This window comes from Lysinibacillus sp. NPDC059133 (assembly GCF_042755925.1).
Lineage (GTDB): Bacteria > Bacillota > Bacilli > Bacillales_A > Planococcaceae > Lysinibacillus.
The window spans coordinates 1-26049 of record NZ_JBHZDH010000002.1 but is presented as its reverse complement, the minus strand read 5'-3'; the positions used below and the strand labels follow the sequence as shown (position 1 = coordinate 26049).

26 protein-coding genes and 3 pseudogenes are annotated in these 26049 nt (G+C 33.3%); 14 read left to right on the top strand and 15 right to left on the bottom strand.

Going from position 1 to position 26049, the window contains the following annotated elements:
- Positions 1-42 precede the first annotated feature (42 nt).
- From ACFXN8_RS01430 to ACFXN8_RS01415, 4 genes are all read right to left on the bottom strand, one after another.
- Entirely contained in the window at positions 43-1347 is a 1305-nt protein-coding gene (locus ACFXN8_RS01430) for an alpha/beta hydrolase family protein (protein WP_386842214.1), read from the bottom strand.
- Between the two features lie 183 nt (positions 1348-1530).
- A complete protein-coding gene (locus ACFXN8_RS01425; RefSeq protein ID WP_386842212.1) occupies positions 1531-1965 on the bottom strand; it encodes a DUF3021 family protein in 435 nt (144 codons plus the stop codon).
- A 12-nt stretch (positions 1966-1977) separates the two neighbouring features.
- Entirely contained in the window at positions 1978-2415 is a 438-nt protein-coding gene (locus ACFXN8_RS01420; RefSeq protein ID WP_386842210.1) for a LytTR family DNA-binding domain-containing protein, read from the bottom strand.
- Positions 2416-3032: 617 nt separating this feature from the next.
- On the bottom strand, positions 3033-3668 hold the full coding sequence (locus tag ACFXN8_RS01415; RefSeq protein WP_386842208.1) for a GDSL-type esterase/lipase family protein: 636 nt from the start codon (positions 3666-3668) through the stop codon (positions 3033-3035).
- Positions 3669-4471: 803 nt separating this feature from the next.
- Between ACFXN8_RS01415 and ACFXN8_RS01410 the strand changes: the two genes are divergently transcribed.
- Entirely contained in the window at positions 4472-5335 is an 864-nt protein-coding gene (locus ACFXN8_RS01410; RefSeq protein ID WP_386842206.1) for a hypothetical protein, read from the top strand.
- A gap of 1078 nt (positions 5336-6413) precedes the next feature.
- On the opposite strand, the gene ACFXN8_RS01405 is transcribed toward ACFXN8_RS01410, so the two are convergent.
- Entirely contained in the window at positions 6414-6974 is a 561-nt protein-coding gene (locus ACFXN8_RS01405; RefSeq protein WP_386842204.1) for a CotG/ExsB N-terminal domain-containing protein, read from the bottom strand.
- Positions 6975-7209: 235 nt separating this feature from the next.
- Here ACFXN8_RS01405 and ACFXN8_RS01400 point away from each other — a divergent pair, with 235 nt between their 5' ends.
- Positions 7210-8301 carry a CotH kinase family protein gene (locus ACFXN8_RS01400; RefSeq protein WP_386842202.1) on the top strand — a complete coding sequence of 364 codons (1092 nt, stop codon included), beginning with the start codon at positions 7210-7212 and terminating at the stop codon, positions 8299-8301.
- 99 nt (positions 8302-8400) lie between these two features.
- Here ACFXN8_RS01400 and ACFXN8_RS01395 read toward each other — a convergent pair.
- Positions 8401-8826 (bottom strand): annotated as a pseudogene (locus ACFXN8_RS01395) (IS1595 family transposase); the annotation flags it as partial.
- Between the two features lie 356 nt (positions 8827-9182).
- Between ACFXN8_RS01395 and ACFXN8_RS01390 the strand changes: the two are divergent.
- The 6 genes from ACFXN8_RS01390 to fic all read left to right on the top strand — a co-directional run bounded on the left by ACFXN8_RS01390 (position 9183) and on the right by fic (position 15471).
- Positions 9183-9854, top strand: coding sequence for a lipoprotein BA_5634 family protein (locus tag ACFXN8_RS01390; protein ID WP_386842200.1), 672 nt, complete (start codon positions 9183-9185; stop codon positions 9852-9854).
- Between the two features lie 96 nt (positions 9855-9950).
- Positions 9951-10658 carry an ABC transporter ATP-binding protein gene (locus tag ACFXN8_RS01385; protein WP_386842198.1) on the top strand — a complete coding sequence of 236 codons (708 nt, stop codon included), beginning with the start codon at positions 9951-9953 and terminating at the stop codon, positions 10656-10658.
- A 2-nt stretch (positions 10659-10660) separates the two neighbouring features.
- Positions 10661-12640, top strand: a complete 1980-nt coding sequence (locus ACFXN8_RS01380; RefSeq protein WP_386842196.1) for an ABC transporter permease — start codon at positions 10661-10663, stop codon at positions 12638-12640.
- 76 nt (positions 12641-12716) lie between these two features.
- On the top strand, positions 12717-13424 hold the full coding sequence (locus tag ACFXN8_RS01375) for a response regulator transcription factor (protein WP_386842194.1): 708 nt from the start codon (positions 12717-12719) through the stop codon (positions 13422-13424).
- Between the two features lies 1 nt (position 13425).
- Positions 13426-14664, top strand: coding sequence for a sensor histidine kinase (locus ACFXN8_RS01370; protein WP_386842192.1), 1239 nt, complete (start codon positions 13426-13428; stop codon positions 14662-14664).
- A gap of 204 nt (positions 14665-14868) precedes the next feature.
- Positions 14869-15471, top strand: a complete 603-nt coding sequence (gene fic, locus ACFXN8_RS01365) for a protein adenylyltransferase Fic (RefSeq protein ID WP_386842190.1) — start codon at positions 14869-14871, stop codon at positions 15469-15471.
- A gap of 106 nt (positions 15472-15577) precedes the next feature.
- On the opposite strand, the pseudogene ACFXN8_RS01360 reads toward fic, so the two are convergent.
- Positions 15578-15712: pseudogene (locus ACFXN8_RS01360) on the bottom strand (RNA-guided endonuclease TnpB family protein); the annotation flags it as partial.
- 205 nt (positions 15713-15917) lie between these two features.
- On the opposite strand from ACFXN8_RS01360, the gene ACFXN8_RS01355 reads away from it, so the two are divergent.
- Positions 15918-16937: a DUF418 domain-containing protein gene (locus ACFXN8_RS01355; RefSeq protein ID WP_386842188.1), complete on the top strand. Its 1020-nt coding sequence runs from the start codon at positions 15918-15920 to the stop codon at positions 16935-16937.
- A 208-nt stretch (positions 16938-17145) separates the two neighbouring features.
- Here the strand turns inward: ACFXN8_RS01355 and ACFXN8_RS01350 are convergent, their stop codons facing one another.
- The 5 genes from ACFXN8_RS01350 to ACFXN8_RS01330 form a co-directional block, all read right to left on the bottom strand.
- The gene (locus tag ACFXN8_RS01350) at positions 17146-17328 is read right to left on the bottom strand and encodes a DUF3021 family protein (RefSeq protein WP_376071134.1); all 183 of its coding nucleotides are present in this window, start codon (positions 17326-17328) and stop codon (positions 17146-17148) included.
- 498 nt (positions 17329-17826) lie between these two features.
- Complete coding sequence (locus tag ACFXN8_RS01345; RefSeq protein ID WP_386842186.1) at positions 17827-18291, bottom strand: ferric reductase-like transmembrane domain-containing protein; 465 nt, start codon at positions 18289-18291, stop codon at positions 17827-17829.
- 3 nt (positions 18292-18294) lie between these two features.
- A complete protein-coding gene (locus ACFXN8_RS01340; RefSeq protein ID WP_386842184.1) occupies positions 18295-18918 on the bottom strand; it encodes a VOC family protein in 624 nt (207 codons plus the stop codon).
- 16 nt (positions 18919-18934) lie between these two features.
- Positions 18935-19372 (bottom strand): VOC family protein, encoded by a 438-nt coding sequence (locus ACFXN8_RS01335; protein WP_386842182.1) that lies wholly within the window; start codon positions 19370-19372, stop codon positions 18935-18937.
- Between the two features lie 26 nt (positions 19373-19398).
- Positions 19399-20154, bottom strand: coding sequence for an NADPH-dependent oxidoreductase (locus ACFXN8_RS01330; RefSeq protein ID WP_386842180.1), 756 nt, complete (start codon positions 20152-20154; stop codon positions 19399-19401).
- Positions 20155-20288: 134 nt separating this feature from the next.
- On the opposite strand from ACFXN8_RS01330, the gene ACFXN8_RS01325 reads away from it, so the two are divergent.
- From ACFXN8_RS01325 to ACFXN8_RS01315, 3 genes are read left to right on the top strand one after another with little or no spacing between them, the layout of a single operon-like run.
- On the top strand, positions 20289-20777 hold the full coding sequence (locus ACFXN8_RS01325) for a MarR family transcriptional regulator (RefSeq protein WP_386842178.1): 489 nt from the start codon (positions 20289-20291) through the stop codon (positions 20775-20777).
- 34 nt (positions 20778-20811) lie between these two features.
- The gene (locus ACFXN8_RS01320; protein WP_386842176.1) at positions 20812-21123 is read left to right on the top strand and encodes a YhgE/Pip domain-containing protein; all 312 of its coding nucleotides are present in this window, start codon (positions 20812-20814) and stop codon (positions 21121-21123) included.
- 8 nt (positions 21124-21131) lie between these two features.
- Positions 21132-21815 carry a hypothetical protein gene (locus ACFXN8_RS01315; RefSeq protein WP_386842174.1) on the top strand — a complete coding sequence of 228 codons (684 nt, stop codon included), beginning with the start codon at positions 21132-21134 and terminating at the stop codon, positions 21813-21815.
- A gap of 111 nt (positions 21816-21926) precedes the next feature.
- Here the strand turns inward: ACFXN8_RS01315 and ACFXN8_RS01310 are convergent, their stop codons facing one another.
- Positions 21927-22286: a winged helix-turn-helix transcriptional regulator gene (locus ACFXN8_RS01310; RefSeq protein ID WP_386842172.1), complete on the bottom strand. Its 360-nt coding sequence runs from the start codon at positions 22284-22286 to the stop codon at positions 21927-21929.
- Between the two features lie 138 nt (positions 22287-22424).
- Between ACFXN8_RS01310 and ACFXN8_RS01305 the strand changes: the two are divergent.
- A pseudogene (locus tag ACFXN8_RS01305) lies at positions 22425-22625 on the top strand (NmrA family NAD(P)-binding protein); the annotation flags it as partial.
- A 66-nt stretch (positions 22626-22691) separates the two neighbouring features.
- Here ACFXN8_RS01305 and ACFXN8_RS01300 read toward each other — a convergent pair.
- Positions 22692-23732 (bottom strand): flavin-containing monooxygenase, encoded by a 1041-nt coding sequence (locus ACFXN8_RS01300; RefSeq protein ID WP_386842170.1) that lies wholly within the window; start codon positions 23730-23732, stop codon positions 22692-22694.
- A gap of 648 nt (positions 23733-24380) precedes the next feature.
- Positions 24381-24836 (bottom strand): GyrI-like domain-containing protein, encoded by a 456-nt coding sequence (locus ACFXN8_RS01295; protein WP_386842168.1) that lies wholly within the window; start codon positions 24834-24836, stop codon positions 24381-24383.
- Between the two features lie 96 nt (positions 24837-24932).
- Between ACFXN8_RS01295 and ACFXN8_RS01290 the strand changes: the two genes are divergently transcribed.
- Positions 24933-25832, top strand: a complete 900-nt coding sequence (locus tag ACFXN8_RS01290) for a helix-turn-helix transcriptional regulator (RefSeq protein ID WP_386842166.1) — start codon at positions 24933-24935, stop codon at positions 25830-25832.
- Positions 25833-26049: the final 217 nt, after the last annotated feature.

Sequence of the window (26049 nt, the reverse complement as noted above, 5' to 3'; positions counted from 1 at the left end):
ATTTATACAATATCTAAATAACGACGACAAGAAACTTTGTGTTCAATATGTCTCTTCGGGAGTGAAATGGCCGATTCCCTTTAATTCAAAGTCAAAAAATTTAAGAATTAGTTCATTTTCAGTTTCAATACAGTAAGATTGATCAATATCGGCTTTTCCTCCTTGTAGAATATTTGCCAGTATCGGAGAGAAAAGCGGTAAATCGGTCAAGCTTAAATGTTTTGCCCCTTTAAAATGAGTAGTATATGCATCTTTGAAGTGTTCATTATTAGGTTTGTTCGCTATATAAATGGAGTTGTTTTCAAGCTGTCCCCAAACATCGTCAGAATAAATGTTAAGAAGCGGGGTCGTAAAGTCTTTGCTGCTAGCTACAAAATCATCCATTTCTTTCTTATAAACAAGCTCACTAAAGAATGGCGCATCAATATTTACAACTGCACTTATATCATTACGCTCTCTATCTAGCCAAACACTCGCTGCACCGCCCATAGAATGCCCGAACACACCAATTTTCTCTGTATTGATATGTTGATAAAGGGGGTTTTTATCATTTTTCGACTTTTTAAGGATCGTATCAATGACAAAATTCATATCGTCTGTTCGCAGTTTCATCCATTTTTGAATGATATTGTACCGTTCTTCATTTGAGTAAACGCCTTTATTCATATTTTTTTCGAATTCATCGCGAAAATCTGGACTGATCATAGCTACTGTTCCATCCTCTGTACGAGTATAGAAGGAGTGATAGGGATGGTCGATTGAAACGACTACATAACCGTGACTTGCCAGCTCTGTATAGGTAGATCTGTTGCTTGTCTTGATACCATATGCGCCATGGGAGAACACCAATAGAGGGTATGTTCCATCTGCGTTTTTTGGATACCAAAATTCTACATTAACAAATCTGTTGTCCCCCTTGTTGGTGAATTCTTCAATACGATTCTTGTCAACATATGTGTCAGTAGTAGTTGCGACTTCATATTCTCCTGTCACTTTTGGTGATGGGTGCTGTGGGAAAATAATGATAGGTGAAAATACAAATACAAATATCAATATCATCATAATGGACTTCCACACAATGTTAGAAGTTTTGTATGGTTTAATATTCGTTTTCTTAAGGATAAGAGATACTGTCCCATTTACGGCTAATAAGAAAAGTAGTATAGCAAGCATTACCCAGCGAAAACTCCAGACAATCACCGATGAAGCAGTAAGTATTACAAATACAATAAATACAGCAATCCTAATCCAATTCTTTATTTTTTTATGTTTTTGCTTATTTGTCATGCAGTAGATTGCAAAAACAATCTCGAAAATCAAAGCCATTAATAATAGTAAAATTCCCATAGTCGTTCCTCCACCTCATTGGAAAAATTTTTATGAAATTATCATAATAAACGGATGGAAGGATGTATATGGAAAAACGGTAAGTTGTATTCACAAGCAAATAAGATGCAAAAAAACGGTAAGCTTTAATGCTCACCGTAAAATAATTTGTTGCTGATAACTACTGCTTCTTGATTTTCTTGACTACTCACCAAAGTCTTTCTTAATTAATTTTAGTTTTTCATTGATTTTTTTTGCATCTTTTTTATCATTTTGCCATGACAGTAGACGAACAATGATATAAATTACCGCAATTTGCAGTGCAAGAAAAATTACACCTAATGGATCAGTTACAAGATTAATAGCGCTACCAAGGACAATCAATAAAATCTCCAAAGTGAAGAAATGAATAATAATCCTTATACGCATTTTCTTCTCACTTAGATCATTAGGAGAATATAAAATAAATCCCGTTAATGCACTTAAAAATGAAAATGCTATAATGATATAAATCGACTTCAAATCAAATGCCATGTCAGGATAAAACATTTGTCGCAACAAAGTAATCATCATGATTATGGATGCGAAGATGATAAAGAAATTTCTAATTATCTTTTGCACAAATTCAAAAAAATTCATTGGTATCCCTCTTTACAAACCAAGCATATTTTTAAGGACAGGCACATACCGCCTCGATATAAAAGTACGTTCTCCGTTATCCAGCACCGCTTCGAATCGACCACTTATAGTCGGATAAACAGATGAAATTTTGGTGGTGTTCAAAATTGTTGATTTCGATGCGCGAAAACAGTTTTTTCCTTTGCATAATTCCTCTAACTCGTATAGTTTTTGTTTTACCTCAAAAACGTTGTCCCTGCAGTACATAAACACTTTTCCCTCGACTGCCTCGAAATAATAAATATCACTAAGCTTAATACGGTGAATACTATCATTTTGATGTCCTAGTAAAATAAGGTTTTCAGTTTTCAGCTTGTTAATGATTTCATATATTTCGTCATCAACCTCATGACACCTAATAATAATCTCTTCTTCTAATTCTTGGCTTATTTCTTCTAGTGAAATTTTCAAATTATCACCCACGAAAATTCAAATTATTTCAGTTTCACTTGAATTCTGTATAAACCTGCAAATGAAACATGGCTAAAAAGGTTTGTTTATCCAAATGATAACATCTCCATGTACCGATACTTTTTTTACATTTTATACCGTTTGGATTTTATTTTATAATAGTATCCAGAATCTTCTAAGTCAAGTGTAGGGGAAAGGGCGGGTTACAGGTAAAGTAGAAGGGAAATCACGATTCAGCGTAATGATTAATATCATAAGAGAATGTATTAAAAGAGGTGGCAAAAAGTTTTACAGATTTATATAAAGTGAGTGTACCCATTATTTTGCTCTGTAGTTTAGTCGCTTTTCTGTTTCGTAATAGAAAATTTGAAATTGATGAGGGGGAAAGATAAAATTTATACAAGTATTTGACAGAGTATTTCCGCCGTTACAACGAAAACAAAATGCAAGTTACGACAGAAACTTTGTGCAATATGTCTCTTCGGGAGTGAAATGGCCGACTCCCTTACAAGATACTTTTTATAATATAGCAAAAGGCTGAAAATGAGACTCAGCCTCTTGCTAGAAAATTAATAAGTAATAGCTCATAAAACAAAAAGGATTAACGGCCTTTATCCCTATAAAGGGGAATATCCGATTCTACTAAGAGCTAATGCCATTTGATAGTATCCCCTACTATTAGGATGAACTCCTCCTGACGATAATAAACATTTTTCATTCCCCTTAAATACACTATAAATATCAGCTACTTTAACATTCAATTCCCGACCAAAACCGTTAATCAATGAATTAAACGCTCTAATCGCTTCATCTGCTATAGGAATATCTGTAAAGGGATTGTATAAATTCTGTAGCCGTAAAATATAGTTATCTTGTTTGTCGAGATGGTGAATTTTTTCTACTATTTTTGAGATGTTTTTCCCTGATAGTTTAATAGCTTGAGCTATACTTTCTTCGTTTTTATTTATGATAAATTCTTTCGCAGCGTTAATTAAATCATCCCCTCCAGCTGTTATCGTGATGATATTTGCACAATTTACAGCTTCCGTAACAACCGGGGCATTGAGCATAGTTAAAACATTCTCTGTCGTTGCTCCAGACCTTGCATGTTTTTGATAAGAAATACGCTTTTTTAAAATTTGCTGGCTTAGACATCTGTAATACTCAACAAATCCAGGATCCAAAAACGGAGTACCGATACCAACAGTAAGGGAATCGCCTATTGCAAGATAACGTAAATGATTGAAATCCATATTTCACCTCAACTAATTAATGTATTCCTATAATATTCAGTAAAAGATGAATGGAGAAGCATAACAAAGAATTGGGAAACGATACCTAGACAAAGATAGCAATTGTCGTTACAAAGAATCAATAAAATTATAATTACCTCTTAACTAATTTAAGCGGAAATCCACCTTATATTTCTGTTTTTTTAAACATCATAAAAAACCTCACTTATGATAAGGTTCTCCGCATTGTTAAATATTGTCAGGAACCGTTCTTTTTGTGGGATAGCCCATAAAATCATAAGTATTAAACAAATGGCCGATACGAGCCAGAACAGATTGGAAAGTCCAATTTGTTGTTCCAGACTATAGAAGAATAAATAGTTAGATAATAGTCATTAACCTGTAAAGGATAACTCGTCTATAATTCAGACATTAAGGTATAAAAGGGGCAACCAAATAAAAAAGTTATAGGTTTAGTTTCAACTTCTTTCAGCAACTAAAAAGCTCTATAACTTTATGGTAGCATCCAACACCCTTAAATTGGATTTTTTTGAAAAACGATGAAACTGTGCTGATGAATTCACGTCTAATAACCAAATCATAATTTTAGGAGGTGGATATGTGGATTGTAATGAATTCAAATAACTTTGGTATTTTACGGATTAATCAATGACAAAGCTGCTCCTCGTGGTTTGAAAATGAAAGATAATGGGTTTTCTTACCGCAAAGGATAAGGATTACGATATGCCTGAATTAATGGGCTTAAATAACAAAAAGTTACAGTTGATTAAGGATAGGAAAAGAAAATAAAGGGAGCCAATGCCATGAAAAAAATACTTTTCACCTGCATGCTTTTAAGTTTCAGTATAATAAGTGCATGCTCTGATAAAGAAGAACCTGTGACGAACAAGTCACAAGAAGAACAACAATCTAACATGCCGAATAAGTCACAAGAAGAACAACAATCTAACGTGCCAAACAAGTCAAAAGAAGAAGAGCGCCAATCACATGAAGAACGACAGGAACCGCCCAAAACAAATAAGGGAAACACAGTAGCATCTAATACACAGGCTGGGGCACTAAAAAATATTAAGGACCAGCTTAAAACTAATTTACCTATAATTTTACCAAAAGAGCTTCCGGTAACAAAAGGTACATTTTTAACTGCAACAACAAAGGCAGAAGCTAACCAAGTTGAAGTACTATTTTTTGAAAGTAAAGAGTATTTGCCAATCAATGATAGGAAGCTTAAAAATTCACAGACAGCTACTGTTATTGCCAGACTAGTAGTAAAGCAATATCAGAATCCTAAAGAAGCAAATGAGCAAATTTCATATCAGAACTTTAGTCAAAATGGTGGTCAAAAGGTTGATCTTGGCTATAACATTAAAGGTTATCAGGATGCTGGAGCTGGTTCGTTATGGACTGGTTGGAATGAGGGAAGATGGGCATTAGCGACACATACACGAACAGAAAATCCAGAAGCAGGTTTGAAGCTTGCTAAACAGGCAGTCCAATTTTTAGAAACACATATGCTTCCTATTCCAAAACAAAATGGTTTTGCGCGCTTAGATGTTTATAAATCAGGAAATATAATTGTTTGGCAGGACGAAAAACTTGTCTATACACTTGATTCAATCAAAGAGCCGCTAAAAGCACTTGAAATTGTCGCAGGTTTTTATCATTAATAGAATCCTAAATTTGGTTCTAGATAAATTCGCAAAGACGGATGCTATGTATTAAAACTCTTTTATTTATGTTAAGTGCCTGAGGTTGAATCGACTCAGGCTCTTTTGTTGAGTATTGCCTATAGCAACTTGCAAAAAGTACATTACACCGTTATTTCTAATGAGTTAAGTTGTATGGAAAATCATATTAGCTCCTAGCGTCATTGCAGTAGTGGGTATTGCATGATCAAGTTTAGATTTCGCCACATCAGAACGTATGCTACAACACATGCTAATCCAATATATATAAAACATGAAGTGGTTTATTAACGAATGTGTATGTAAGGAATAAAGCCCCCATTAGCCATCCATGAAGCGCAAAAATAAGCACTTCACCACAGAAAAAGTTCTTTCATTGGAGTTTAAGTGTAATAATTCACAATCTTAATATTTATTTCTTCTATATGCATATCTTCTTTAGTTTTATTTATTACAGGAATGCTGCCCCTTCGTTCTGGAAGAATTTTCAACTATAATCGAAATCGCATACATTTTTAGTTCACATAACAACAGACATGGTAATGAATACTTGGTTCTAGATGCCAATTGGAGAGTAGTTATATAGGTAGCGATTTGCGGAACACTCCAAAATCATTACATGCAAACCATGCAAAGATCTCAAATATGGGTCTTAGTCTAAGCCTCTTCATTAATTAAACATATCCTTTACTAAATCCTCAGAATGGAGGTGAAAAGTGTTAAATCCAATGCATTTTAGTATAGGACATCAAATGTTTCCCGGTTTTCATAGATACAAAGGAATAGGAGGATCCCGTGACGGTTAAACAATTCTGATAGATGCTATGTAATACACAACGATAACAATTCATCCCGAAGAATATACATAAAAGAAAAGATCAGACGGAACCCACCCCAGCTGTCCTTTTCACTTTTCTTTCAACCTTGGACTTCGATAGGAATAACATATAAAAAGTTAACTAGTAAAAACTAGTTAACTTTTTATACAGACGCACTCAATAGTCCATTGAATAACATTAAGTGTCATACTCTTCAGATAGCGGAAAATCACCTGAAGTTTTTAAAAAAATAAGTCATTCCAAAAGGAGTTTCTGCTCGTGCGTCGTTGGTTTCGCGAAGTACGACGTAATCTGCTCGTGCGTCGTAGGTTTCGCGAAGTACGACGTAATCTGCTCGTGCGTCGTTGGTTTCGTGAAGTACGACGTAATCTGCTCGTGCGTCGTTGGTTTCGCGAAGTACGACGTAATCTGCTCGTGTGTCGTTGGTTTCGCGAAGTACGACGTAATCTGCTCGTGCGTCGTTGGTTTCGTGAAGTACGACGTAATCTGCTCGTGCGCCGTAGGTTTCGCGAAGTACGACGTAATCTGCTCGTGCGTCGTAGGTTTCGCGAAGTACGACGTAATCTGCTTGTGCGTCGTTGGTTTCGCGAAGTACGACGTACCCTGCTCGTGCGTCGTTGGATTCGCGAAGTACGACGTAATCTGCTTGTGCGCCGTTGTTTTCGTGAAGTACGACGTCTCCTGCTCGTGCATCGTTCGTTACTAATTGGATCCTGGTGCATGAAGTGACCTAACCCTGAGTTGTTAGCCAATGCTACTGCATTCTGTATAAGAAGTGACATATTCCAAACCTCCTTTCATCTTTATTAGAGAAAGAAGGTAGATTCCTTTTTCAAAAAGAATCAAACCCATGCCTCTGCACATTTCTTTCCCTAATCGTAATATATGAGGTTGCACTAAAGATGTTAGAGTCAATCACATAGTTTTCGAAAGGAGAAAATAAACTCTATATATTTTTGTGGAATCTTACATTTTGTTTTAATACGAATAATTTAAAAATGAAAGGAAAGAATTCGCGTGGATAACGGCATAATAATACCTGAATATCATCTTTTTATTCATTCTTTAGATTTAATTGAACTTCGGAAAGATATATGGTGTGACGATCCTATCACTGCCAAGCTAACGATTAACAAAAGAAAGTATGATATTGATATCGCCTATCGTGGCTCCCATATCCGGGATTTTCGAAAAAAGTCGTATCATATTTCGTTTAATAAGCCAAGTACGTATAGAAATACCAAAGAAATTCATATCAACGCAGAATATAAAGATCCTTCTCTATTAAGAAATAAACTATCGCTCGATTTTTTCAATGAAATAGGGTGCTTATCGCCAAAGTCCCAATTTGTAAATATGAAATTGAATGGGAAAAATGAGGGGCTTTATTTGGAATTAGAATCAGTGGATGAGTATTTCCTTAAGAATCGACAACTACCGCAAGGACCAATATTCTATGCGGTTGATGGCGATGCTAACTTTTCGTTGATGAGTGATCTTGATAAAGGAATAAAGAAATCACTTAAAGCTGGCTATGAACTAAAATATGGGACAGAACAAGATGAATTGCATTTACAAAAAATGATTATTGAAATTAATACCATTTCAAAGGCAGAATTTGAAAATAAAATTGTGAAATACCTCAATGTAAATCAGTATCTTAGCTGGTTGGCTGGCGCTGTTTTCACCCAAAATTTTGATGGTTTTGTTCATAATTACGCATTATACCAAAATAGCGAAACTAGGCAATTCGAAGTCATCCCGTGGGATTACGATGCAACATGGGGAAGGGATGTAAACGGGAAAGTGATGGAGGAAGACTATTTACGAATCGAAGGATTTAATACGCTTACCGCAAGAATTCTCGATGTAAAAACATTTCGAAGTCAATACAAAAACTTGCTAAAAGTTATTTTAAACAACCAATTTAATGTAAACTATTTGAAACCAAAAATACAAGATATGCATAATTTAATAAGACCTTATATTCAAAAAGATCCTTATAAAAAAGACGATATCCATTTATTTGATAAGGAACCAGAGTATATATTGGATTATATTGAAGCACGGGCGAAATATATAAGAGGGAAATTAGATTCATTAGATTAAGTTGTTACATCATCTTACAAAACCCACTTTCCTTGTGATAAGGGGGGGCCTTATTAGCACGCAATTATCTGTACTGTAAATATAAAGCACTGAATCCGCTTAAAAAGCATCTAATAAATGGTGCTCTTTATCTTTTCTTAATGCTTCAACAGTGAAATAGTTAGATTTTTGACAAGCTGAAATAAACATTTGCTCTACCCGATTTTCAAATGCCAAGTTTTATGTAACTCAAGTTAACGATACCAGTAGAGGTAATTATCCAAATAATACGTACCAAGGCTTTGAAATCGTTCCATCCATCCGTTCAAAAGGCGATGGAAGTTATTAACGTGTTGTATGTGGAATATCTCTTTTTTTACTCGTTGATTTTGATTAAGATTAACTGTTTAGAGTTTGAGGTTTTTTACTGCTGCAAATTTTTTTATATTTGGTAGCTGTATCCGTACATAACAAAGAAGAATGGGCTATATAATCCCCGATAACCACATCATCAATTTCTTCTGCTTTTACACGACCTCTACCCGCCAACTTGAATTGAAAATAAAGTCGTACCGTTTATAAAAATTTAATAAAACTCCATTTTGACTCAATTTTTTTCAAAATGGAGTTTTTTGCATTTGCCTTAAATAAAGGATGAAGGAAACTCTTTATCGAATAAAACGATACGAACTATGCCTTTTATGTTTGGATATTATTATACTTTTTAGTGGCTTAAGGATGTTAGTATCTACAAAAGCTCTTTCAATCTTAATTCCTCCTGCAAAATGTTTATTCTTACTAAAGAGTAAGAAAAGAGAATAAATAGTTAGACAACAGTTATTCAAATATAAAGAATATCTAGTCTATAATTTAGACATCAAGTAAATACGAGGAGAAATAAAATGAAAAAAATTATAGGCTTAGTTTTAGTTATCGCCATTTTTATCGGTATAGGATTTGGAGTAAAACGTTTTATTGAAGGTCCACCACAATCAGTTAATGGAATTTTAGTGATCGGCACAGAAAAGGATGTCAATAAAGTAAAGCAGTTGTATAAAAATAAAACTAAACAAACAGTTGACTACAAAATGAAGCTCCTAGTAACAAAAAAAGGTGAATTAAATTTAAAGTATGCAGTTATTAACAAAACGACTGCTGAACAATTTGTTAAGAAAGGAATTTTTAGAGCAAGAAAAGATCCAGACAGTTTGTCTATCATTTCAGAACCAGTTCATGAAATTAAAGAATTATCCGGGTCACTGGATTTGCTCTATTCTTTAGACGATAAAAATATGGTGGATAACGAAATCGAATTGAATGGACAAATGATACCTGTACATTATGTTAAACATCAAGCATGGATCGGATATATTCCTATGGACCTTGTTATTCTAAATGACCAAACTTATGATGAATTAGCTGATTCAGAGTCTATCATCACATTGTTTCAGTTAAATAGTGGTAGTAAATTTGATTATAAAAATAAAGAAAAAACTAACCAAGTATTCAAAGAAATAGAGAGCGTTTATCCAGATAGCGAAGACAAAGTAAATTTTGTAGACATAGAAGATTAAGTTTTAATTTCTTTCAGCACATGTTTTTTGTACCGAAAGCAAAGCGACGGCATCAATTATGCCAAGGCATAATTGATGGAGGAGAGGATGGGTTATATGGAAGTTGTACGTATGGAAAATGTAGTGAAAAGTTATGGTGAAGGTAATAACAGGGTAGATGCATTAAAAGGGATTGATCTTTCAATTCAGCAAGGTGAGTTTGTCTCAATCGTTGGTGCTTCTGGTTCTGGGAAAAGTACACTGCTGCATATTTTAGGTGGATTGGATCACCCTAGTTCAGGAAAGGTATTCATTGGGGACAGTGATATTTATAAATATACAGATAATGAGCTTTCCATATTTAGAAGAAGAAAAGTCGGGTTTATTTTTCAATTCTTTAATTTGATACCAGTATTAAATGTCCAAGAAAATATTGCTTTACCTACATTGTTGGATAGTGAATCTATAGATATGGAATATCTAAATGAAATTATTAATATCTTAGGGCTTCAAGAACGTATGAATCACTTGCCTTCCGAACTATCTGGTGGGCAACAGCAACGGGTTTCTATTGGCAGGGCGCTTATTAATCGTCCGCATTTGATTCTTGCTGATGAGCCCACTGGTAATTTGGATACTCGAAATACGAAAGAAGTGATGGATTTATTAAGATTAACCGCAAAAAAATACAATCAAACTATTGTAATGATTACTCACGATCTCACGATAGCATCTGCTACGGATCGGATCATCACAATACAAGACGGTAAAATCATTTCTGATCAGCGGCTGACTGAGAAAAAGTCACAGACTGGAGGACAATGATTTTGATTAATAGTTATCAGCAATTAGGTACTAGGTATTTAAAGAAGAATATGAAACGAACCATTTTGACCTTGGTTGGCATCATACTCTCTGTAGCGTTAATTTCAACGATTGGCCTCTTTATGAAAGGATCACAACTTACCCAAATTGAGAATGCCAAGAAGTTAAGCGGAGTTTCTTTTCATGTTGGTATTTCAGATTACGATGAAGAGCTATTAAATAAAATCAAATATAATCCCCAAATTGAATCGTTTGGTTTAATGTCTCAGGGAGACATAGTTCCAGTTGGAGATGTTTCTGTGAAAATGAATTTCGCGGATCATCACGCCATGAAATTTTTAACCTATAGCCTACTTGATGGCAAATTACCAGCCAATGACCATGAGGCAGCTGTAGATTCCTGGGTACTTCCTTATATAAAAAAAGATCTTCAAATCGGTGATTCATTTGAACTGGATGGAAAAACATATCAATTGGTTGGTTTACTGAATAATAGTGAGTTTTCACAGAAAAATAAAGAGGGCCGATTATTAACATATAAAAGTGAGTTTGCTATTGGAGAAGGAAGGATATTAATTGAAATTAACGAGAAAGCAGACTTTAACGAGGTTATAGACGAACTCAAATTAATGACTGAAGACAATAACATTGATATTAATACTCAATTGATTAAAGCTTTGAAACCGGAATCGGATCAATCACTGCTAGCCATTCTTGTAATTGTTGTCAGTATAGTTGTCATTTCTACAATTGTTGTCATTTATAACGCTTTTCAAATCAGTGTCGTAGAGCGGATGAAGCAGTTTGGCTTGTTGAGAAGCATCGGCGCTACGCGAAAGCAAATTAGACAAATTGTTATGAAAGAAGCTGTTGTGCTGGCTATTATCGCTATACCGATTGGGATTGTATGCAGTTTATTGGCGCTTGCTATTCTCCAAACCACTTTCTTGATTGTATTAGAAGATGGTCAGGATATTTCGATATTCAATGTCGATTGGAAGATCATTTTAATCAGTTCTCTTCTTACCCTGATAGCTGTTTTAGCGTCTAGTTATTACCCTGCTTTTTTTGCAGGCAAAATATCTCCATTGCTGGCAATCAGCAGCAGACTGTCAATAAAAAAAGAGGTAATCAAAAATCAAAAGAATACCGTTCTGAAAAAGCCTTTATCTTTCCCCTTAAGCATGGCCTTGAAAAATGTAAAAAGAAATAAAAATCGTTATATGGTTACCATTTTATCAATTATTATAAGCAGTGTCTTGTTTATTTCTTTTTCATCGTTGATGGATATCGCATTTTCATCCAAATTTATGAACGATCCTTCCACTAAATCGGATCTTACAATCTATCTGCCAAATGACAATCAAGCATCTTCTGAGAACCTGCAAATTATGGATCAGTTAAAGTTAATTAAAAATGTATCCGAAGTTTACGATCAGGACTTAAGTTTTAAAATTGTATTGAAAGATACAGCTCAATCTCTCGCGACTGTTGAGGACATCCAGAAGACTATTGGAAATAAACACTCCATTACAGTGGTTAATCACTTTAAAGAGAATAAAGACAAGAAGGAAACCGTTCTCGTGACCAAAATTCTTGTTTATGCTTTTATTGTGGTCATTGCTTTAATTGGCAGTTTAAATATCCTCAATACGATTACTATAAGTATCATGATTAGACGAAAAGAACTGGCTGCATTAAAATCCATAGGCATGTCTCAAAGGGATTTGAAAAAAATGATTATCTTTGAAGCACTGATTTACGGTTTTTCTGGAAGCTTGCAAGGCATTTTCTTCGGATGCATACTTTCATATATTATTTATTTGGCTGCCTCCGGTGTCTTGAAGGTTGCATGGACGATTCCCTATGAGGCTTGTTTCATTACGTTTGCTGCCGCTTTGTTCATTAGTTATTTATCTGTTTTGCTACCGCTCCGAAGAATCCAGCAGGATAATATTATAGATACGATAAGGGAAGAATAATATGAAAGGCCTGGCTATTTATAGTCAGGCTATTCTGATTTGGCGGTAACTGCTAATATGGAGTTAGAGGAAGGAGATGGTATATTTGAATAAAATATTACTGGTTGAAGATGATGAGGCTCTTGGTTTAGCCATCGAGTTTTCATTAAGAAACGAAGGGTATGAGGTGATTAGAGCCTCTAGTGTAAAAGAAGCGAGAAACCAGTTTGATCATACTATTTTTAAGTTGGCTATATTAGATATCAACCTTCCAGATGGAAATGGCTATGATCTATGCATGCACTTTAAAAAACAAAACGATGCCATCTCTATTATTTTTTTAACCGCCCTTGACGAAGAAGCGAATGTAGTAATGGGACTAGATATTGGTGGGGACGATTATATAACAAAACCTTTTCGAGTTAGAGAACTTATGTCGAGAGTAAGAGTGCAATTACGTAAACAAACTAAGTTAGAAGAAGCTTCATTGATTTTAACATCTGAGAATATAAAAATTGATATGAACCAAGTCAAGGTTTATAAAAATCAAGAAATTGTCCCAGTAACGAATTTAGAATATAAGCTCCTGTTAACTTTTATGCAGAATGCTTACAAAGTATTAAAAAGAGATGAAATTCTTCTGAAAATTACGGAAGGTGATGAAGTTTTTTTTGATGAAAATACGTTATCTGTATATATAATGCGTTTAAGAGAAAAAATTGAAGATAACTCAAAAAATCCACAGTTTATCATCACCCAAAGAGGATTAGGATATCGTTGGGATAAGGATGTGTGCAGACAGTAACATGATAAAAAATACTGAGATAAAAGGCTATATGATCGTAATGTTCGCTTTATTTTTTCTATTTATAATCTATCAGTATATGACACATCAACTATTTTATGATCATTTAAAAAGTGATTCGATTACAACCTGGGGGGAAATTACCGCCAGATTGGTTGAACAAAATCCTGAGAATGAAGCAGAAATTATGAAAGTCTTAACAAGCAATTCTTCTGATTCCAATGAGTATCAGGAAAAAGGAAGAGAAATCTTTAAACAATATGGATTATATGAAGATTTGGAGACAGAGCTTTTTCCACTTTTAAATAACAATATTTTTAGCCATAATCAATCAATTTTTTTGGGGTTGATTATTTTCGGATGTCTATTGTTTTTGGCAAATTACATACAATACACTATGTTCTTCAATAAAATCAAACAACTTACTTCGACTGCCAAAAAAATAATCGAAGGGGATTACTCGGTTACAATAAATGAAAATAAAGAAGGCGATATTGCCAAACTAGTAATTTCTTTGCGTTCCATGAAAGATATTATTAGAAAAAGCATGAGTGATTTGCTTGAAGAAAAGAAGTTTTTAGGTCAAGTATTACAAGACATATCCCATCAATTAAAAACACCACTTTCGACGATATCCATCTACAATGAATTGTTATTGAATGAAGACTTGCCCCGTCAGCAGCAAGTTCAATTATTGCAAAATAATGAAGTTCAAATCAGCAGAATGAATGTCTTGATTCAAAACTTGTTAAAAGTAGCGAAAATTGATGCCAGAGCTATTTCATTTGATAAAGAACCGTTAAACTTGGTGGAAACGATTCATGAAGTTTTGAATCGTTTGGAAAATATGATCAATGAAAGAGATTTGTTAATTGACTGGGATGAGCCGGAAGAAATAGTAGTTTTCCACGATAAATTATGGATGCAAGAAGCTTTGGTGAACTTGTTAAAGAATGCGATTGAGCATTCCAAACATGGTGATAAAATCACACTTCAACTCAAAGATACACCCATTTATACGGAACTTGTGATTCAAGACTTTGGAGAGGGGATTGCAGTTGAGGAATTACCGCATATCTTTAATCGATTCTACAAAGCAAGTAGTTCCAAAAAACATGATTCGACGGGGATTGGCTTGGCGTTAACAAAAGCAATTATTGAAGCGCATCAAGCCTTGATAAAAGTTGAAAGTGAGAAAAATGTATATACAAAATTTACAATTACCTTCATCAAATTTTAGAATGAATGAGTATACTTACAATAATCTCATGGGTTGTTTTCGTTTTTAGTGCTATAGCTGGTATCTATGCTATTTATGATATAATCAAAAACAATCATACTAAGAAATATTTCTTATGGATTGCTATATTGTAGGCAGTCATAATTTACTTATACTTTTTCTAGAAAGTGCGAAAATTAAAAAAGAATTAAGGGGAGTATGACGATGCTTGAAAATAAATTAGGTATCATAAACCAGCTTGAATTGAATCGAACAGAAGAACGGCTTTCAAAGAAGAAAGCTAAAGAGTTATACGATTCAGGGAAAATAAATAGCTTAGAAGTAGGCACTTTCAAGGGTCTTTCTGAAATTCATCGCTATCTATTTGAGGATATTTATTTCTTTGCTGGAAAGGTTCGAGAGGTCAATATAGCAAAAGGGAATTTCCGATTTGCCCCAATCATGTATCTTAGAGCATCTTTAGAGCATATCGATACGATGCCACAAACAACTTTTGATGAAATCGTTGAAAAGTATGTTGAAATAAATATCGCTCACCCTTTCAGAGAGGGGAACGGTAGAGCTACTAGAATTTGGCTAGATTTAATCTTTAAAAAAGAACTTCACAGGGTTGTTGAATGGAATAAGATTGATAAGGAAGATTACTTGTTGGCGATGGAACGTAGTCCGATTAGAGACGTTGAAATTAAGCAATTGCTCCAACAAGCATTATTAGATGAAATTAATAGCCGTGAAGTTTTCATGAAGGGTATTGATATTAGCTACTATTATGAGGGATATACTGAATATGATATAGAAGATTTATAATAGAAAGGGCTGTTGGTCCTTTTTTTACTTTTTAATAGGGGCAAAAAAGGAGCTAACTAAATAGCTCCTTTTATTTATGATTAAAACTAAGATATTAGGTATCTTTGATTGAAATGTGCGCGAAATCAAAAGAATAGTTTTGGTTATTCCGAAAAGACACTGGCTTCTTTAACACAGGAACAACCTTGTATTTATTTTTCTTCACTTTCTTAAACACACTTTTAATGTCTTTAATCGCTTGTTACCCCACCTGAAGGAGTGGGCAATCTGTAATTTTACAATTTAGTAAGATTAAATGTCATATTGTAAGGGAACAGTCATTCATTTATCAAAAGATAACGTTTATGTTTAAAGTATTAAAAATAAGGAGCTGGCAAAATGAAAAAAACAGTAGCTTTTTTATGTATTAATACTAAAAAATATAGTTTTCTATTAGGAGATTCTGAATGAATAAATTAAATACGTATGAAAGAATAGACACTATGGATTACTTACGAGGGTTTGCCTTGCTGGGGGTACTTCTTGTGAATAGTTTTCAGGTTATGGATTCGTCCAACTATAATGAATTACACGGAGTATTATATTCTATATTCAACAGGAAATTTTACCCTATTTTATTCTTCTTATTTGGATTTGGGTGTTATCTTTTTATGAATCGATCCAAACAAAAAATAAACAATAGATACCTTTTGTATTTCCGCAGAATCGGTTTTTTATTTGTACTAGGACTGATTCATACATTATATGCACCGCCAGGGATTACCGATGTATTAATGGTGTATGCAGTACTTGGCCTGTTTATGGCAATATTTTTTAAAAGAAGTAAATGGAACAACTTAATAATAACGATTTCACTAATAGCCTTATCTATTGTTACAGCTTTTTATCAACCGTATTATGGTGAGAGAATAGTATGGCTAGATTTACTATCCAACATAAGTAAATGGTTTGCACCGATGATGCTAGGTTTTACGATGGGGCAATTTAATTTTTTTGAAAATATGCATGGGAAATTAAAGTATATTTCGGTTTTTTTAATAGTTAATATTTGTACTTATGTATCTTTATTTTATATAAAGCTGTCAATTGACATTACTCCTGCAGGAACTGAAATGCTAGAAGATTATATAGTTCCTTTTATGATGATTAGCAGTCTTCTTATTGTTTTACAATGGGATAGAGCCAAAATGCTATTATCTCCTTTAAAATTTTATGGCCAAATGTCTTTAACAAATTATCTTGCACAAAGTGCCTTACTAATTGTATTTAGTTTCATCATGGGTGTTACACCTATTCATTCATTAATAGTGTGCTTCATAATCCACGCTATTTTAATTACTTTTAGTATAGTATGGTTAAAGTATTTTAATATGGGACCCGTTGAATTGTTATTACGATGCTTCACTTATTGGGTGAAAGTTCCGAATAAGAAAAAAATCATTAAAGAGAGTTTTAATGAAGTTTGATTTACCCGATAAATGGAAAATTCAATTTTACTTGGCTACCAACGAAATATATTCAATAGATTTACTGACACACTTATTGAACGCACTATCTACTTATTTCAGTTCGATTACGAGATTCTTTAAGATGATAGTATTAAAGGGTCACTAGATAAATGTGACCCTAAAGATTTAGTCTTTTGTTCTATTTGTATGAACCAATGCATCCTTTTTAAAAATTTCTTATCTGTTTTAGTAAGGCATTAAGTTCATTCGCCTCTTTTTTAGTCTTAATAAGTGTTATGATCCAAGCAAACAAATAGAGTAATAAAAAACCATCAAGAAAATCTGCACTTAGAAAATAATCTGACCACTTGTTATATAAAGATATAGAAAAGACTACTAGAAACATCATGATACAAGGTATCCTTGTAACCTATCATAATATTAGTCAGCATTCGAAACAGTTTGACACTCAAGGGAAAGGGATTCATTCCAATACAATAAAGCGTAATGATGAATTGTATACCTATTACAAAAAGCATAGCAAAACATATAAAGTAAATAGGGTTCGTAAAAAGCTCGCAGCTCCACCTAAATTAGATGAATCAAGTTTAAGAAAGATTTCGCCTAACGTAATATAGATGTTGTTAAAAAGAAGTATATGAAGCTATCAAAGGAAGAATTAGTGAACAAGCTAATTGCTGCGGAGCAATATATAGCAGAGAATCAAAAGCGTTGGGTTGCTAATCATTTTGAGCAGTTTAAATGATAATTAAAAATAGCCTTGTTAAAAATGCTTACAAGGCTATTTTGACTATATTAGTTGAACTAAAGCTCCCCGATAGTTTAAGTGTATCATTTCACAAACTAGTTGGTTTTTCATAATTAATCAGTTCATCAGTGCTATAAATCAAGGAAGCAACCAGAAGCAGCTCAATGATTGTTCTGTTATGTCAGGAAAGTTGGCCTCCCTATATTGATGTTGACGCTCAATCTCCTCATGTACATGAAGTATTAAAAGGACTAGAAGGATTACTGTCAACACCCGGTGTAAAAATATCCAGCGCTTCTTTAACTTTTTACGAAGCATATAGGTAAGCGCCAGAAGCAAGGAGGCAAAGAGGCAGAAAGTACCCAAATTAAGAGTAAATAGTTTAGGCATTAATTGCATATCAAAAAGGTTAGTAGTTTTCTCGTTTCCAGCCAAAACACCATGCAGAAGGCCAGTGGTAATCATCAATATTCCAAAGTGCTTATGAGATTTCCTAAAAAGGCGGTTTAACTGACGATTTTTGCTAATGCGTGCAATGTATTTCAGTGCTAACAGTACGGTAAATATCACTGCAAACCAAGCGATAATTTCACTAATAATCATGTTCTACTTTAAACCTCCTGTAAATCTTTTTTCTTCATATTTATCCATATCAAAAAAGAATTCTAAATAATGATTATCTGGGTCTAAACAATAAACTGCGATATTACCACCAATCTCACCATCACCATCACGGCTATGTTTTACTGGACCGTAGCTAATAAATACATTTTTCTCTCTTAAACGTTGAGCAAATTCAAAGGATGTACGATGCTCCTCTATTTCAAAAGCTATATGAAAATATCCATTAGTAGACGGACGGATTTTTTTACCATTAGCATCTCTTCTCTCTACTAAAACAAGAGCATTCCTTTGATTCTTCGTATTTAAAAGAGCACAACGGATTGTTTGATTCGGTAATGCTTCAACCTTTATTGGATCTGTAATACTTTCTAAAGTGAAGCCTAACTTTTCTATATACCAATTTATGGAATGCTCTAAATCAGACACGTATATAGCAACTCGTTCGATATGCGAAATTAGTGACGGTTTAGTTACAGGGTATTCTTCCGTTTTATTTAATTGTTTCCTACCAGAAAGCGTTGAAGGTAACAATATTAACTCACGTACAAATTTACTCTTTAACAAAGGGCTTATATATGTTTGTAATTTACTCATTTGTTTTGCCATAAATCTCTCGTCCTTTCTATTTAACTACTTCAATTACATGCCCGTTTGGATCCTTAAAATGAATTATATTTTCTTTCTCATTCGATAATATTGGTAACACCCTGCCTTCGAAATAAGGCACTTGAGAGGATTCTAATCGCCTCTTTATTTCATCCAAGCTAACTCCGTTTGCTAATTTAAGCGTATAATGATTCCATTGTTCATGATCTACAGTCACTTTTTGGTTTTGTACAAAACAAATATCATGATGATAATATCCAAAGCTATAAAATTTCATTGTATTTCCTACAATTCGCATTGCTGCGCTACTATCTGGATGAGCCGAGGCTGAACATTGTACATCAAAAATCATTTCATAAAAACGTTGTGATGCCTGCAAATCATTCACATAAAAAACTACATGTTGCAGCTTGTCTAATTCAGGATATTTTTCATGTTTCGATTTATTTTTCATTGTATTCACCTCTCGATTTAGAATAATTATTTATTTTTAAAAAATCTTTTTAACGCGAATATAATGAAGCCTATTTTGGAAGTTGAAATTTGATTGATTGGATCAAGGCTCTTTTCAGACCAAGTAGTTACTCTTTTATTATCTGTCCTTGATGCATAATAATTTTTCATGGTCTCATCGTACTGAATAAGCATATTTTTTTGTACTTCCTCATCTTGAATGTATTCATTTTGAAAATACACCGCATGTAATGGTAAACGAGGTTTTTGTATTGGTGTACTATCTGGTACACCAATACAAAGACCAAATAAAGGTACAACATTTTTCGGTAGTTTTAAGATCTTTTTGACAGCTTTCTTATGTTCAGCTATTGCGCCACTATATACAACACCAAACCCCATAGATTCGGCAGTAAGAGTAGCATTTTGAGCTGCTATAGATGTATTAATAGTGGAAAATTTTTTGAAAGGACCAAATTTATGAGCTAATTTTAGTTTCTTTTTTTGTTCATCACTGGCTAAAATGGTTATTCGATGTAAATCTGAACAAAAGATAAGAAGTAACCCATTCTCTTTCACCCAATGACCTTTTGTTAATTGATAAAATTGTTCTTTTATTTTTTGATCCGAAACACCTATAATGGCATAATCTTGCATAAAAAGGGATGATGGTGCCATTTGTGCAGCTTTTATAATTGTAGTGATTTGTTCATTAGTTAATTTAATATCTTTAAACTTTCTTATCGATTTATGATTCATGATTGTTTCTAATACTTTATTCATAATGAGTCTCCTCTTTATTGCTTTTTGTTTCCTGGAAACAATCATAAATTAACATAGTTAAAATGTCAAATTTGTTTACTGGAAACATTATAGGTTATAATAATCAATATTCGGTTATGAAGGGATATGAAAAATTGGATAAAATTAAAAAAAATATATTAGATGGATATATAAAATTAATCGAGAAAAACAATGAAGAGGATAAAGAAAAAACTTGGTTAATTCAAAATTGTAAAAACGAAGAGTTATTAATTATTTTACAGGATATTACTATATTAATGTTACACGTATTAGATTGCATTCAGAAACATCAACCAGTAAAAGGGATTACTATTGCTACAGAATTAAACATGCAAAGAGGCACTATAACTAAAATATCTAGAAAATTAGTGGAAAAGAAATTAATCACGAAAGAATATCTCCCAAATAATAACAAAGAAATCTATTTTAAAACTACTGATTTGGGGAATGAACTATGTAATGTACATCGAATGCTCCACGAAGAAATAAACAAAAATTATGTAAAGTTTATAAATAAATACAGTAATCAAGAGTTGATTTTCTTAAATAAAATATTGAATGATTTGTCGAATACTTCCTTTGTTAACATTGATAAAATTTAAATTGAATTAATTAAAATTAGAGGACAGTGGGGAGATGGGTGAAACCATTGTTACAAATTTAAAAGAAAATGCACCCGATGCGGTGAAGTTTATTGAGTATGATTCGGCTTCAGCAATGAAGGATGGCATGAAAGAGCGTGAAACATATGGTGGGATTGTCATTTCAAAGGATTTTTCTAATCAAATTGCTTCCTTACAATCAGAAGCTGCGAGTCCTGCCGATCTTGAGTTATATGTCAATGAAGGTGTGAATACAAATGTTGCCACTTCAATGGAAAATGTTTTAAAGCAAATCACTAGGCAAATTAGTAGTAATGTAAGTGCGCAAATGCTAGCGAGCAAGTAGATGCGCAAATGCGTGATTTGTCATCGTTGATTTCTCCAGTTCAACCTGATAAAGTACCACTTCTTGCTAATCCGATAGAAGCGAGCGTGAAAAAGTTGAATCCAGTAGGGGATTTAGCAACTGTTCCAACTGCACTATTTGTACCATTATGGATTGCAAGTTTAATGGGAGCTGTGATGTTCTATCTTTCAGGTACAAAACGCCCATTCTCGAGTCGTACAGCGATGACAAAATTTCAGCTTTTTCAAGCATTGATGCCGATAGTCTATGGACTGTTTACAGGCTATTTAGTTGCATGGTATTCAACGTGGGTATTAGGCTATGTGTTTGAATCATTTAATACAGTAGCGATCTTTATTTCTATTGCTGTGACAGCCTTTGTATATATGATTCTTTCTGTTGTATCGTGGTTGAGATTGCCCGTATTAGCATTTTTCGCATTGTTTATTTTCTTTGGTTTACCGTTAATTCAGCTTGTACCAGAAATGATTTCAAGTTTCTACGGAGATTATATCCTACCTTGGCTGCCGATTCGTTTCTTAATTGATGGTATCAAAGAAGTTTTATTCTTTGGTGAAGGTGCTATGAACCATTATACAAATATTTTACTAGGCATTGCGATTGGTGGTTTTGTTTTACTATGGCTGAAAAACCTAATGATGAAACCTGTTGTAAATGAAGAAGTAGAATAGGTGATATAGAAAAGAAGTCAGATGAAAATGATGTCTATTTCATCTGACTTTCTTTTTACTTCTGTAATAAGAAGTTAATAATGATTATTAATCCTCAAGTTTTTCATACATCTATATTTTTTTATTTAGTAAATTTTTACCCCAAACTTGCATTGCTTCTAATACAGGTATAAACTTTTGCCCCTGCTCTGTTAATGAATATTCTACTTTTGGTGGAACAACTTTATAAACTTCTCTGTGTACTAGCCTGTCCTCTTCAAGCTCTCTTAATTGTCTAGTTAAAATTCCTTTCGAGATACCAGATAGCAGCCTTAATAATTCATTAAACCTAATAATTTCATTTTGGCTTAAATGCCACAAAATTACGATTTTCCATCTGCCTGCAATTGCATTTTGAGCAACTGTTAATGGACAAATTTCTTGCAGCGTTTCTTCAGAGACCGTTTCATCTTGATAACTAAAACGTGCCAAAATAAAACCTCCTTTTCTTTAGGTACTATTTTTATGACTATGTTATTAAATTGTGCCTACTTACATAAATCTTTCTTTGGTAATAGTATATGCATTAGGAACAAAAATCAAAAATAACATTGTAGTGGAGGAGATTCTATGAAAGTTTTAATAACCGGTGCAACGGGAAATTTAGGTTTAAAAATTGTTGAGTATTTACTTACCAAATTATCAGTTGAAGAAATAATTGTTGGTGTACGTGACGACAAGTCTGAAAAAGCGCTTAGCTATAAGGAGCATGGCCTAGAAGTTCGTGTAACAGATTTTGAAAATCCAGAAGCATTACTTACAGCATTCAAAGGTTATTAACACACTAATAATAGTGGACAAGCAATTATCAATTACGCCAATGCGAAATGGAAAAACTTAAATCATCTTTTTCAGAACTGAATATAAAAACTCAGCATCTTTTCCTACTCCACAAATAAGTGCCGATCCTCTTTGATGTTGCCACGGTAATCCAATATAATATAACCCTTGTGTTGGACTCACACCTCTTTTATGAAGAGGAAAACCTTTTGCATCTAAAATTCCCTCTATGTCTATCCATTTGTAGTCAGGAACAAATCCTGTTGACCAAATGATATTTTGCACGTTTCTTTTACTATGATCGCTAAAAGTTATTTCTCTTCCTTGTGTTTGAATGACTCTTGGTTTTATATTAATTTTCTCTTTACGAATCAGATGCTTTAATTCAAGGCCGAAAATAGGATCACTTTGTTTTCGAAACCAAGATCCTCGCCTTGTATCAGTGCCTGCATATAAGAGACCAATCTTTTCTAACCAGTAAAAAATGCTTTTGCCTATAATACTAAGTGGTAAAAATTTAAATGAATGGCTAATAGCAATGGTTACTTCACGATTTTCTGCAAGTTCAGTCGCAATTTGCGTACCAGAATTTCCACCTCCAATCACTAGAACAGGACCATCTGGAATCATCTCAGGTGATTGATACTGGGAAGAATGAATTTGAAACACCTCTTGTGAAAGACTTTGGGAAATTGAAGGAATGATCGGTTTCTGAAAAGCACCAGATGCGATAATAACATGCTTGGAAAGAAATACACCTTTATCGGTAGATACTTCAAATGTACTTTTTATTTTTTGTATTTTATGTACAGTTGTCTCCATTTTCACCGGTAATAAAAAACGGTTAGCATATGCTTCAAGATAATCCGCGATTTCATCCTTTGTAGGCAATGCGTTTTCTTCTCCTTCTAATTTCATCCCTGGCAGGGAACTATATGACTTAGGTGTAAATAGAACCAAAGAATCATACCTATTTCTCCATGTGTCTCCAAGTCTTTTTTCTCCATCAAGTATTACAAAATTATATCCTCCTTGTTGCAAGTAATACCCCATACTTAATCCAGCTTGCCCAGCACCAATCACAATAACATCTAACATTTCTTCATCTCCATTTCTTATTTTAAAGATAATATATGAATAGTTGTTCATGTATTCATATATTATCGTTCATTATAACAATTCCTTCTTCCACGTCAAGTAGTTTGCATCAATTATTATTAGATTTTTCAACTTCTGTACCTGTCGTTTCACTTACGTTACATAAAACATTTGTAACTGCCGTTTCACTTTCGCTACATAAGACATTTGCTGAAAGAAGTTAAAAAAATTACATCAGAAAAGCGCGAGAATTCAACGTTTCTAAAATTGATTTCTCGCGCTTTTTAAGGCTTTGACCAGTGTTGTCCCAGCCTAAAATCCGGCATGGTTTGATGACTGTGTAGATTTATTCTTTGACACTTTCTTCAAAGAATTTTGGAATGATGTTTATTGGTCAAAAAACAAGTTGTAGATTTTTTAAAGAATTACATGAAAAACAATTACTTTATTGGTTCATTCTAAAAATAGGCGATAACTTGGTTTATAGCAATTGATGATAAAATCGACTTGTTGGTCAAGTGGGGGGGTGGAAACGGTTATCGATCACTTCAAGATCTTGCTGCATTTACCCCGGAAAAGTTTAGTAAATTAAATAAATCAAAAACTGGTTAGGTTTTCTAACCAGTTTTTGAAATTAAGTCTCAAAATCTAACTTTTAATTGGCACCCACAATTCAACTTCGGCATTCATTGGATTTCCATTCAAGAGTATTTCAAGAATTTCTTTTCCGTTATATTTTGAAGCATTGTCTTCATTTGTAAAAAACTCATTTTCAAGCTTATCAAATAAGAGCCTTGAAACTCCATCATTTGTAGTAAGTACAACATAAGATTGTGAAGGTATTTCTAAATTCTCATATCCATCTTTATGATCATCTGATACGACACCTGCAAAGTATTTTATTCCGTTTTCTATTGGAATAATAACTGCATATCCTTTTTTATCTGTTGAGATAGGCATAAGTTCTTTCATCATGCCTTGATTAAACAATTCCTTATAGAACTCAGTTTTTTCTTTTGAGTAATTTTCATCATTTACCCCTTGCCCTTGTATCTCAATACTCCTACCAATTAATTTAAATGTTTCTCTGCTTTTGACTTTCATGGTCATTAACCTCCTTTGTTTTATGCTATAATCTTATCAATATTAATATGGCAACTGTATGTCATATTAAAGAAGGGAATATATGAGGGAGACTTTATGAAAATTGATAGGCATATGGGAATAATTTCTTACCTAATAGACCATAAAAAAACAACAGCTAAAGAATTAGCTGAAAATTTCAATGTAAACATAAGAACAATTATGAGAGATATAGATGATCTTACGTTGTCTGGAATACCACTATATTGTGTAAAGGGTAAAAATGGTGGTATATATTTGATGGATTCAGTTGAATTAAATAAGCCTCCGCTGTCGAAAACGGAGTTGATGTCCATTGAAACGAGTTTAAAAAGCAGGCTACAAGTACTAGATGATAACTCAACGTTTAATGCAATTTTAAAGTTAAATAAAATTGGAGAAACTCCAGATTTTGAAATAGATCTGTCCCTTTCGAAAGGTAATACAGAGTTAAGAAAACTTGTTTTGGATTTGCTTTCGGCTATACGAAATAATGAATTAATTAGTTTTAACTATATAAATTCACAAGGTGAAGAATCAAAAAAGACTACTGAACCATATAGAGTTGTATATAAAGACAGAAGCTGGTATATGGACGCTTATTGTTATTCCTCAGAGCAATTCAAAATCTATAAGCTTGCAAGAATATCAAACCTTAGTATCATAGGTACTTTCTCAAAAAGAGAATATCGACCACTCTCCTATAATGGTGGTGAATGGATGGAGAAAGATAAAATTCCAGTTTCTCTTTTAGTAAATAAATTAGTTATTGATAAATTCTTAGAATTATTAGGGAGAGAAAACATTAAGACTATAGATAGTACATGGTACTCTGTAATTTATCCTCTAAATGACAATGTATTCGGATATAATACTCTTCTTAGTTATGGTAAATTCGTCAAAGTGGTTTCGCCCGATTCGTTTGTAAACAATTTTACAAAATATATGGATGAGATAAGAAATCTATATAGTGAATAGTTTATTAGGAATTGATCAAAAAGAGGGATATCTAATTAAAGGAAATAAAAACGTGCAATTTGTTGATAACTGATAATATTAAGTTAAGGCACGCGTGTTGATTATCTAGTTTCTTCCAATGAAAATTAAATAAAAAGAGAGATTCTCATGTAAAATTGTTAGTTACCACACAAACAATTACGAAATGAGGAATCTCTCTTGAACCAGAATAACACGA